9 protein-coding genes are annotated in these 10932 nt (G+C 70.6%); 8 read left to right on the top strand and 1 reads right to left on the bottom strand.

The features are described 5' to 3' along the window. A partial coding sequence (locus ACFWNV_RS37385; protein WP_383956044.1) for a transcriptional regulator occupies nt 1–505 on the bottom strand: 505 nt, incomplete at its 3' end. A 240-nt stretch (nt 506–745) separates the two neighbouring features. Here ACFWNV_RS37385 and pyrR point away from each other — a divergent pair. The 8 genes from pyrR (at nt 746) to pyrF (ending at nt 10798) form a co-directional block, all read left to right on the top strand. After that, nucleotides 746–1342 (top strand): bifunctional pyr operon transcriptional regulator/uracil phosphoribosyltransferase PyrR, encoded by a 597-nt coding sequence (gene pyrR, locus ACFWNV_RS37380; RefSeq protein WP_383956041.1) that lies wholly within the window; start codon nt 746–748, stop codon nt 1340–1342. A gap of 116 nt (nt 1343–1458) precedes the next feature. Next, nucleotides 1459–2448 carry an aspartate carbamoyltransferase catalytic subunit gene (locus ACFWNV_RS37375; RefSeq protein ID WP_383956039.1) on the top strand — a complete coding sequence of 330 codons (990 nt, stop codon included), beginning with the start codon at nt 1459–1461 and terminating at the stop codon, nt 2446–2448. Between the two features lie 2 nt (nt 2449–2450). Further along, on the top strand, nt 2451–3737 hold the full coding sequence (locus tag ACFWNV_RS37370; RefSeq protein ID WP_383956036.1) for a dihydroorotase: 1287 nt from the start codon (nt 2451–2453) through the stop codon (nt 3735–3737). Continuing rightward, nucleotides 3734–4315: a hypothetical protein gene (locus ACFWNV_RS37365; RefSeq protein ID WP_383956034.1), complete on the top strand. Its 582-nt coding sequence runs from the start codon at nt 3734–3736 to the stop codon at nt 4313–4315. The genes ACFWNV_RS37370 and ACFWNV_RS37365 overlap by 4 nt, the downstream gene beginning before the upstream one ends. Beyond that, the gene (gene carA, locus ACFWNV_RS37360) at nt 4312–5460 is read left to right on the top strand and encodes a glutamine-hydrolyzing carbamoyl-phosphate synthase small subunit (RefSeq protein ID WP_383956031.1); all 1149 of its coding nucleotides are present in this window, start codon (nt 4312–4314) and stop codon (nt 5458–5460) included. Before ACFWNV_RS37365 ends, carA begins: the two co-directional genes overlap by 4 nt. After that, nucleotides 5453–8761 carry a carbamoyl-phosphate synthase large subunit gene (gene carB / locus ACFWNV_RS37355; RefSeq protein WP_383956028.1) on the top strand — a complete coding sequence of 1103 codons (3309 nt, stop codon included), beginning with the start codon at nt 5453–5455 and terminating at the stop codon, nt 8759–8761. Before carA ends, carB begins: the two co-directional genes overlap by 8 nt. Nucleotides 8762–8840: 79 nt before the next feature. Next, entirely contained in the window at nt 8841–9950 is a 1110-nt protein-coding gene (locus ACFWNV_RS37350; protein ID WP_383956025.1) for a quinone-dependent dihydroorotate dehydrogenase, read from the top strand. Then, entirely contained in the window at nt 9947–10798 is an 852-nt protein-coding gene (gene pyrF / locus ACFWNV_RS37345; RefSeq protein WP_383956022.1) for an orotidine-5'-phosphate decarboxylase, read from the top strand. Before ACFWNV_RS37350 ends, pyrF begins: the two co-directional genes overlap by 4 nt. Nucleotides 10799–10932: the final 134 nt, after the last annotated feature.

Raw genomic sequence — 10932 nt, 5'->3', positions numbered from 1 at the left:
GGGAGTAGATGTCCTCGTGCGCCACCGCGCGACGCGCATCCGCGTCCAGAACGCCCCAGCTGATGAGCTGCTCGGTCAGGACCGAGGGCGACTGGTCGTAGATGACGGCGAGGGTGCGCAGGTCGTCCTGGCGGATCGAGAGCACCTTGCCGTTGTAGTCGCCGCGCTGGCTCTGGATGGTCGCCGCGTAACGCTGCAGCGGGCCGGCCTTCTCGGCGGGGACGTGGGCGAGGCGCTCCAGGTCCAGGCGCAGCTTCGGCGGCGGCTCGGCCGCTCCGCCGGGGGTCGTACCCGGCAGCAGTTCCTGCACCGGCACCCCGTAGAAGTCCGCCAGCTCGGCGAGACGCTGGACGGTCACGGCGCGGTCGCCGCGCTCGTAAGAACCGACCACCACGGCCTTCCACCGGCCCTGGGACTTCTCCTCGACACCGTGGAGGGAAAGGCCCTGCTGGGTGCGGATGGCGCGGAGCTTGGCCCCGAGCTGTTTGGCGTATTCGCTGGACATAACGCTCCCGGACGCTGTGACGACATGACCACGTGCGGCTCCGCCGCGCGGCTGGTAACTCACTGTGAGGTTACGCAGCGTTACTTGGATGCGTCAAGCCGAATGGTCTGTGACGCCCACGTAAGAGGGGTCCTGGTCTGCCCCGATGCCCGGTCGCGGGAATACCCCTGGTACCGTGGAACACGTAGATCCGACGTCCTTTAAGGTCCGTCCCGTGAGGCGGAGAAGGAGGTCCTTTTCATGGACACCCAGCACGACCGAAACTCCCAGGGCATCGATGCAGATGTCATGCGCCCCGTTCTCGAAGCGCAGGACATCGCCCGTGTTCTGACCCGCATCGCCCACGAAATCGTCGAACGCGCCAAGGGCGCCGACGATGTGGTGCTCCTCGGCATTCCCACCCGCGGCGTGTTCCTCGCCCGCCGGCTGGCCGCCAAGCTCGAAGAGATCACCGGTGTGAAGATCCCGGTCGGCTCCCTCGACATCACCATGTACCGCGACGATCTGCGGATGAAGCCGGCCCGGGCGATCGGCCGCACCGAGATTCCCGGCGACGACATCGACGGCCGCCTGGTCGTCCTCGTCGACGACGTTCTCTTCTCCGGCCGCACCATCCGCGCCGCCCTCGACGCCCTCGGCGACCTCGGCCGCCCCCGCGCCGTGCAGCTCGCGGTCCTCGTCGATCGCGGCCACCGCGAACTGCCGATCCGCGCCGACTACGTCGGCAAGAACCTCCCCACGTCGCTGCGGGAGAACGTCCAGGTCCAGGTCCAGGAGGAGGACGGCCGAGACGCCGTACTGCTCGGCCAGCGGACCGCCCGGGCAGCCGGGCAGTAGTCCCGCGCCCACGGCCGGACCCCCGGGTCCGCGCCGGAGCCTGGCCTGCCCGCATGCCCTCCCCACGGCTTTGACCTCAACACGGCCTTGAACTCAACGACTTACGGAGCACCCGGATGAAGCGCCACCTCATCTCGGCCGCCGATCTCACGCGCGACGACGCCGTCCTGATCCTCGACACCGCCGAGGAGATGGCCCGCGTCGCGGACCGGCCGATCAAGAAGCTGCCCACCCTGCGCGGCCGCACGATCTGCAACCTCTTCTTCGAGGACTCGACCCGCACCCGGATCTCCTTCGAGGCCGCCGAGAAGCGCCTCTCCGCCGATGTCATCAACTTCGCGGCCAAGGGCTCCAGCGTCTCCAAGGGCGAGTCCCTCAAGGACACCGCCCAGACCCTGGAGGCCATGGGCGTGGACGCGGTCGTCATCCGCCACCACGCCTCCGGCGCCCCCTACCGCCTCGCCACCTCCGGCTGGATCGACGCCCCGGTGATCAACGCCGGCGACGGCACCCACGAGCACCCCACCCAGGCCCTGCTCGACGCCTTCACCATGCGCCGCCGCCTGGTCGGCCGGGACACCGGGCTCGGCAAGGACCTGAACGGCCGCCGGATCACCATCGTCGGCGACGTCCTGCACAGCCGGGTCGCCCGCTCCAACGTCCACCTGCTGCACACCCTCGGCGCCCAGGTCACCCTGGTGGCCCCGCCCACCCTGGTGCCGGTCGGCGTCGAGGCCTGGCCGTGCGAGATCTCGTACAGCCTGGACGAGGTGCTGCCGAAGTCCGACGCCGTGATGATGCTGAGGGTGCAGCGCGAGCGGATGAACGCCGCCTTCTTCCCGACCGAGCGCGAGTACTCCCGCCGCTACGGCCTGGACGGCGCCCGCATGGCGCGGATGCCCGAGCACGCCATCGTGATGCACCCCGGCCCGATGGTCCGCGGCATGGAGATCACCGCCGAGGTCGCCGACTCCGACCGCTGCACGGTCATCGAGCAGGTCACCAACGGGGTCTCGATCCGCATGGCCGTCCTGTACCTGCTGCTCGGCGGCTCCGAGCCCGCCGTCACCACCACCAGCACGCCCCGCACCGAGGAGAGCAAGTAAAGATGAGCAAGATCCTTATCCGTGGCGCGAAGGTACTCGGTGGCGACGTCCAGGACGTCCTGATCGACGGCGAGACCATCGCCGCCGTGGGCACGGACCTCGACGCCGGCGACGGAGTCGTCATCGAGGCCGCGGGCCAGGTCCTCCTCCCCGGCCTCGTCGACCTCCACACCCACCTGCGCGAGCCCGGCCGCGAGGACTCCGAGACCGTCCTCACCGGCACCCGCGCCGCCGCCTCCGGCGGCTACACCGCCGTCTTCGCCATGGCCAACACCTTCCCCGTCGCCGACACCGCCGGCGTCGTCGAGCAGGTGTGGCGCCTGGGCAAGGAGTCCGGCTACTGCGACGTCCAGCCCATCGGCGCCGTCACCGTCGGCCTGGAGGGCAAGCAGCTCTCCGAGCTGGGCGCCATGCACGAGTCCGCCGCCCGCGTCACCGTCTTCTCCGACGACGGCAAGTGCGTGGACGACGCGGTCATCATGCGCCGCGCCCTGGAGTACGTGAAGGCCTTCGGCGGAGTCGTCGCCCAGCACGCCCAGGAGCCCCGCCTCACCGAGGGCGCCCAGATGAACGAGGGCATCGTCTCCGCCGAGCTCGGCCTCGGCGGCTGGCCGGCCGTCGCCGAGGAGTCGGTGATCGCCCGCGACGTGCTGCTCGCCGAGCACGTCGGCTCCCGCGTCCACATCTGCCACCTCTCCACCGCAGGCTCCGTCGAGATCATCCGCTGGGCCAAGTCCCGCGGCATCGACGTCACCGCCGAGGTCACCCCGCACCACCTGCTCCTCACCGACGAGCTCGTGCGCTCGTACAACCCGGTCTACAAGGTCAACCCGCCGCTGCGCACCGAGGCCGACGTCCTGGCCCTGCGCGAGGCGCTGGCCGACGGCACGATCGACATCGTCGCCACCGACCACGCCCCGCACCCGCACGAGGACAAGGACTGCGAGTGGGCCGCCGCCGCCATGGGCATGGTGGGCCTGGAGACCGCGCTCTCCGTCGTCCAGCAGACGATGGTGGAGACCGGACTGCTCGACTGGGCGGGCGTCGCCGAGCGCATGTCCTTCGCCCCGGCCCGCATCGGCAGCCTTCCGAACCACGGACGCCCCGTCTCGGCAGGTGAACCCGCGAACCTGACCTTGGTCGATACCTCGTACCGTGGTGTCGTGGACCCCGCACACTTCGCCTCCCGCAGCCGCAACACGCCCTACGAGGGCCGCGAGCTGCCGGGGCGCGTCACTCACACCTTCCTGCGGGGCCGGGCAACGGTCGTGGACGGGACGCTGGCGTGACACCTGCAGTAATCCAACTGGCCGCCGAGGCGACGCGGAAGTCGGCGGAGGTGACGGACTGGGGCGCCCGCATCGCGTGGGTGGTCGGTCTGCTCGTCTTCATCGCCTTCGTGTACTGGCTGATGCGGCAGGGCTGGAAATGGCGCGGCACCCTGCAGAGCGATCTGCCGGAGCTGCCCGCCGCCCCCGGCGGTCTCCCCGAGCACCGGCTGGCACTGACCGGCCGCTACCACGGGTCCACCACCGCCGGGCAGTGGCTCGACCGGATCGTGGCCCACGGACTGGGCGTCCGCAGCCGGGTCGAGCTCACGCTCACCGACGCGGGCCTGGACGTGGTCCGTCCGGGTGCCACCGACTTCTTCGTACCGGCCGCGCAGCTGCGCGGCGCCCGCCTCGACAAGGGAATCGCGGGCAAGGTACTCACCGAGGGCGGTCTCCTCGTCGTCACATGGGCGCACGGCGACAGGCTGATCGACTCCGGATTCCGCTCCGACCGTGCGGCGGAACACGCCGCCTGGGTCGAAGCGATCAACGACATGAACCACTCAATCACCACGACGGAAGGCGCCGAACGATGACGACCTCCACCAGGGGAGCAGCCAAAGCTCCCGCCGTACTCGTCCTGGAGGACGGTCGGATCTTCCGCGGCCGCGCCTACGGCGCTGTGGGGGAGACCTTCGGCGAGGCCGTGTTCTCCACCGGCATGACCGGCTACCAGGAAACCCTCACCGACCCGTCGTACCACCGGCAGGTCGTCGTGATGACCGCCCCGCACGTGGGCAACACCGGTGTCAACGACGAGGACCCCGAGTCCTCCCGCATCTGGGTCGCCGGGTACGTCGTACGCGATCCCGCCCGTGTCCCCTCCAACTGGCGCTCCGTGCGCTCGCTGGACGAGGAGCTCGTCAAGCAGGGCGTCGTCGGGATCTCCGGCATCGACACCCGCGCCCTCACCCGGCACCTGCGCGAGCGCGGCGCCATGCGCGTCGGCATCTTCTCGGGCGAGGCCTGGGAGGGCGTCCGCGACGAGGCGCTGCTGGCCAAGGTCAAGGCCGCCCCGCAGATGAAGGGCGCCGACCTCTCCGCCGAGGTCGCCACCAAGGAGACGTACGTCGTCCCCGCGATCGGGACCAAGAAGTTCACCGTCGCCGCCGTGGACCTCGGCATCAAGGGCATGACCCCGCACCGGATGGCCGAGCGCGGCATCGAGGTGCACGTGCTCCCCGCCACCGCCACCGTGGAGGACGTGTACGCGGTCGCCCCCGACGGCGTGTTCTTCTCCAACGGCCCGGGCGACCCGGCCACCGCCGACCACGCGGTCTCCGTCATGCAGGGCGTCCTCGCCCGCAAGACCCCGCTCTTCGGCATCTGCTTCGGCAACCAGATCCTGGGCCGCGCGCTCGGCTTCGGCACCTACAAGCTGAAGTACGGCCACCGCGGCATCAACCAGCCGGTCCAGGACCGCACCACCGGCAAGGTCGAGATCACCGCGCACAACCACGGCTTCGCCGTGGACGCGCCCCTCGACAAGGTCTCGGACACCGCCTACGGCCGCGCCGAGGTCTCCCACGTCTGCCTGAACGACAACGTCGTGGAAGGCCTCCAGCTGCTCGACCAGCCGGCCTTCTCCGTCCAGTACCACCCCGAGGCGGCCGCCGGCCCGCACGACGCCGCGTACCTCTTCGACCGCTTCGTAAATCTGATGGAGGCCGAGCGTGCCTAAGCGCACCGATATCCAGTCCGTCCTGGTCATCGGCTCCGGCCCGATCGTCATCGGCCAGGCCGCCGAGTTCGACTACTCCGGGACCCAGGCCTGCCGCATCCTCAAGGCCGAGGGCCTGCGGGTGATCCTGGTGAACTCCAACCCCGCCACGATCATGACCGACCCGGAGATCGCCGACGCCACGTACGTCGAGCCGATCACCCCCGAGTTCGTCGAGAAGATCATCGCGAAGGAGCGCCCCGACGCGCTGCTCCCGACCCTCGGCGGCCAGACCGCGCTGAACACCGCCATCTCCATGCACGAGCAGGGCGTACTGGAGAAGTACGGCGTCGAGCTCATCGGCGCCAACGTCGAGGCGATCAACAAGGGCGAGGACCGCGAGCTCTTCAAGGGCGTCGTCGAAGCCGTCAAGGCCAAGATCGGCTACGGCGAGTCCGCCCGCTCGGTCATCTGCCACACGATGGACGACATCATCCAGGGCGTCGACACCCTCGGCGGCTACCCCGTCGTCGTGCGCCCCTCCTTCACCATGGGCGGCGCCGGCTCCGGCTTCGCCCACGACGAGGAAGAGCTGCGCCGCATCGCCGGCCAGGGCCTCATGCTCTCCCCGACCACCGAGGTGCTCCTGGAGGAGTCCATCCTCGGCTGGAAGGAGTACGAGCTGGAGCTGATGCGCGACACCAAGGACAACGTCGTCGTCGTCTGCTCCATCGAGAACTTCGACCCGATGGGCGTCCACACCGGCGACTCCATCACCGTCGCCCCGTCGATGACGCTCACCGACCGCGAGTACCAGCGGCTGCGCGACATCGGCATCGCGATCATCCGCGAGGTCGGCGTCGACACCGGCGGCTGCAACATCCAGTTCGCGATCGACCCGGTCGACGGCCGCATCATCGTCATCGAGATGAACCCGCGCGTCTCGCGCTCCTCGGCGCTCGCGTCGAAGGCCACCGGCTTCCCGATCGCCAAGATCGCCGCCAAGCTGGCCATCGGCTACACGCTCGACGAGGTCCCCAACGACATCACCGAGAAGACGCCGGCCTCCTTCGAGCCGTCCCTCGACTACGTCGTCGTCAAGGCCCCGCGCTTCGCCTTCGAGAAGTTCCCGCTGGCCGACGCCACCCTCACCACCACCATGAAGTCGGTGGGCGAGGCCATGGCCATCGGCCGCAACTTCACCGAGGCCCTGCAGAAGGCCCTGCGCTCGCTGGAGAAGAAGGGCTCTCAGTTCACCTTCGTCGGCCCCACCGGCGACAAGGAAGAGCTCCTCGCCACCGCGGTCCGCCCGACCGACGGCCGCATCAACACCGTCATGCAGGCCATCCGCGCCGGCGCCACCCAGGAAGAGGTCTTCGAGTACACGAAGATCGACCCCTGGTTCGTCGACCAGCTCTTCCTCATCAAGGAGATCGCGGACGAGCTGGCCGCCGCCGACAAGCTCCACCCCGAGCTGCTCGCGGAGGCCAAGCGCCACGGCTTCTCCGACTTCCAGATCGCCGAGATCCGCGGCCTGCGCGAGGACGTGGTCCGCGAGGTCCGCCACGCGCTCGGCGTCCGTCCGGTCTACAAGACGGTCGACACCTGCGCCGCCGAGTTCGCCGCGAAGACCCCGTACTTCTACTCCTCGTACGACGAGGAGTCCGAGGTCGCCCCGCGCGAGAAGCCCGCGGTCATCATCCTGGGCTCCGGCCCGAACCGCATCGGCCAGGGCATCGAGTTCGACTACTCCTGCGTCCACGCCTCCTTCGCCCTCAGCGACGCCGGCTACGAGACCGTGATGGTCAACTGCAACCCGGAGACCGTCTCCACCGACTACGACACCTCCGACCGCCTGTACTTCGAGCCGCTGACGCTCGAAGACGTGCTGGAGATCGTCCACGCCGAGTCGCTGGCCGGCCCCATCGCCGGTGTCATCGTGCAGCTCGGCGGCCAGACCCCGCTGGGCCTCGCGCAGGCCCTCAAGGACAACGGCGTCCCGATCGTCGGCACCCCGCCGGAGGCCATCCACGCCGCCGAGGACCGCGGCGCCTTCGGCCAGGTCCTCGCCGAGGCCGGCCTGCCCGCCCCCAAGCACGGCACCGCCACCACCTTCAAGGGCGCCAAGGCCATCGCCGACGAGATCGGCTACCCCGTCCTCGTACGCCCCTCGTACGTGCTCGGCGGCCGCGGCATGGAGATCGTCTACGACGAAGAGCGACTGTCCTCGTACATCGCCGAGTCCACCGAGATCTCGCCGACCCGCCCCGTGCTGGTCGACCGGTTCCTCGACGACGCGATCGAGATCGACGTCGACGCGCTCTACGACGGCACCGAGCTCTACCTCGGCGGCGTCATGGAGCACATCGAGGAAGCCGGCATCCACTCCGGCGACTCGGCCTGCGCCCTGCCCCCGATCACCCTCGGCGGCTACGACATCAAGCGCCTGCGCGCCTCCACCGAGGCCATCGCCAAGGGCGTCGGCGTCCGCGGCCTGATCAACATCCAGTTCGCGATGGCGGGTGACATCCTCTACGTCCTGGAGGCCAACCCGCGCGCCTCCCGGACCGTCCCCTTCACCTCGAAGGCGACCGCCGTACCGCTCGCGAAGGCCGCCGCCCGCATCTCGCTCGGCACCACCATCGCCGAGCTCCGCGAAGAGGGCATGCTCCCGAAGAACGGCGACGGCGGCACCCTGCCGCTCGACGCGCCGATCTCCGTCAAGGAGGCCGTCATGCCGTGGTCGCGCTTCCGCGACATCCACGGCCGCGGCGTCGACACCGTGCTGGGCCCGGAGATGCGCTCCACCGGCGAGGTCATGGGCATCGACTCCGTCTTCGGCACGGCATACGCCAAGTCGCAGGCCGGGGCCTACGGCCCGCTGCCCACCAAGGGCCGCGCCTTCATCTCCGTCGCCAACCGCGACAAGCGCACGATGATCTTCCCGGCGCGCGAGCTCGTCGCCCACGGCTTCGAGCTGATGGCCACCTCCGGCACCGCCGAGGTCCTGCGCCGCAACGGCATCAACGCCACCGTCGTGCGCAAGCTCAGCGAGGGCGAGGGCCCGGACGGCGAGAAGACCATCGTCCAGCTCATCCACGACGGCCAGGTCGACCTGATCGTCAACACCCCGTACGGCACCGGTGGCCGCCTCGACGGCTACGAGATCCGTACCGCCGCCGTGGCGCGCGGCGTCCCGTGCCTCACCACGGTCCAGGCGCTCGCCGCGGCCGTCCAGGGCATCGACGCGCTCAACCGCGGCGACGTGGGCGTCCGCTCGCTCCAGGAGCACGCGGAGCGGCTGACGGCGGCCCGCGACTAGTAGCCCGTACGAAAGGGGGGCACCGGCGACAGCGACCGGTGTCCCCCCTTTCATGAGTACCAAAGGGATATTTCGGACGATGTACAAACTGTTCTTCAACCTCGTCTTCAAGCGGATGGACCCGGAGCAGGCCCACTACACGGCCTTCCGCTGGATCCGCCTCGCGGCCCGCACGCCGGTGCTGCGCACCTTCGTCGCCGCCTACCTGGCACCCCGGTACGCGTCCCTGCGCACCGAGGCCCTCGGACTGCGGATGCACGGCCCCTTCGGGCTCGCGGCCGGCTTCGACAAGAACGCCGTCGCCATCGACGGGATGTCGATGCTCGGCTTCGACCACATCGAGATCGGCACCGTCACCGCCGAGGCCCAGCCCGGCAACCCGAAGAAGCGGCTGTTCCGGCTGGTCCCCGACCGCGCGCTGATCAACCGCATGGGCTTCAACAACGAGGGCTCGGCGGCCGTCGCGGACCGCCTCGCGGCCCGCGTCCCGGTCTTCAAGACGGTCGTCGGCGTCAACATCGGCAAGACGAAGGTCGTCCCCGAGGAGGAGGCCGTCGCCGACTACGTCGCCTCCACCGAGCGCCTCGCCCGGCACGCCGACTACCTCGTCGTCAACGTCTCCTCCCCGAACACCCCGGGCCTGCGCAACCTCCAGGCCACGGAATCCCTGCGCCCGCTGCTGAGCGCCGTGCGCGAGGCGGCCGACCGCGTGGTGACCGACCGGCGGGTCCCGCTCCTCGTCAAGATCGCCCCGGACCTCGCGGACGAGGACGTGGACGCGGTCGCCGACCTGGCCCTGGAGCTGGGCCTGGACGGCATCATCGCGACGAACACCACCATCGCCCGCGAGAGCCTCGGCCTGAAGTCCGACCCCTCGCTGGTCAAGGAGACCGGCGGCCTGTCCGGCGCCCCCGTCAAGGAGCGCTCGCTGGAGGTCCTGCGCCGGCTGTACGCCCGCGTCGGCGACCGGCTGGTCCTGGTCGGCGTCGGCGGCATCGAGGACGCCGAGGACGCCTGGCAGCGGATCCTGGCCGGCGCGAGCCTGGTCCAGGGCTACAGCGCCTTCATCTACGAGGGCCCCTGCTACGCCCGCGCCATCCACAAGGGCCTGGCCGCGCGCCTGGCCGCCAGCCCGTACGAGACGCTCGCCGAAGCGGTGGGCTCGGAAACCCGAAAGGCCGCCCTGTGACCCCTGCGACTCCTGTGATCCCCTTCGGTACGCGGCTGCGCGAGGCCATGGACACCCGCGGGCCGCTCTGCGTCGGCATCGACCCGCACGCGGCGCTGCTGGCCTCCTGGGGCCTGAACGACGACATCGCGGGCCTGGAGAAGTTCTCCCGCACGGTGGTCGAGGCGCTCGCCGACTCGGTCGCGGTCTTCAAGCCGCAGGCGGCCTTCTTCGAGCGGTTCGGCTCGCGCGGGATCGCGGTCCTGGAGCAGACCGTGGCCGACGCCCGTGCGGCGGGCACGCTGGTCGTCATGGACGCCAAGCGGGGTGACATCGGCTCGACGATGGCCGCGTACGCGGAGACCTTCCTCTCGCCCTCCTCGCCGCTGTTCTCCGACGCCTTGACGGTCTCCCCGTACCTCGGCTACGGCTCGCTGAAGCCCGCGGTCGAGCTGGCGCGGGCCTCCGGGGCCGGGCTGTTCGTCCTGGCCCTCACCTCCAACCCGGAGGGGGCGGAGGTCCAGCGGGCGGTCCGGGCGGACGGCCTCACGATCGGTGCGACGATGCTGGCGCACCTGGCGGCGGAGAACGCGGACGCCTCCCCGATGGGCTCCTTCGGAGCCGTCGTCGGGGCGACCCTCGGGGACCTGTCCTCCTTCGACCTCGACATCAACGGGCCGCTGCTGGCCCCCGGCATCGGGGCGCAGGGCGCTACCGCGGCCGACCTCCCGGCGGTGTTCGGCGCGGCCGTCCGCAACGTCGTCCCGAACGTGTCGCGGGGCGTCCTGAAGCACGGGCCGGACGCGGCTGCGCTCCGCGCCTCGGCGCGGGCCTTCGCGGACGAGATCCGCGCAGCCGTAGCGGCGTAGCCCTGCGGGGCGAAGTCCCCTACCCGCCCTTCGCCCGTTCCCCGGGCGCTGCCCGGACCCTTGCGGGGGGGGGGGGCCCCGGGGGGCCCCGGGGGTAAGGGGCGGGGCCGCCCCGGGGGGGCGGAGAAAGGAGG

This window comes from Streptomyces sp. NPDC058401 (assembly GCF_042722885.1).
Classification (GTDB): Bacteria; Actinomycetota; Actinomycetes; order Streptomycetales; family Streptomycetaceae; genus Streptomyces.
The sequence above is the reverse complement of the archived record's forward strand: the minus strand, read 5'-3'. Positions and strand labels throughout refer to the sequence as shown.

What these genes read in the sequence shown, in the direction of transcription:
- ACFWNV_RS37370 (WP_383956036.1), top strand. Translation starts at nt 2,451, where the DNA reads ATGAGCAAGATCCTTATCCGTGGCGCGAAGGTACTCGGTGGCGACGTC.
- ACFWNV_RS37350 (WP_383956025.1), top strand. Translation starts at nt 8,841, where the DNA reads ATGTACAAACTGTTCTTCAACCTCGTCTTCAAGCGGATGGACCCGGAG.
- ACFWNV_RS37375 (WP_383956039.1), top strand. Translation starts at nt 1,459, where the DNA reads ATGAAGCGCCACCTCATCTCGGCCGCCGATCTCACGCGCGACGACGCC.
- carA (WP_383956031.1), top strand. Translation starts at nt 4,312, where the DNA reads ATGACGACCTCCACCAGGGGAGCAGCCAAAGCTCCCGCCGTACTCGTC.
- pyrR (WP_383956041.1), top strand. Translation starts at nt 746, where the DNA reads ATGGACACCCAGCACGACCGAAACTCCCAGGGCATCGATGCAGATGTC.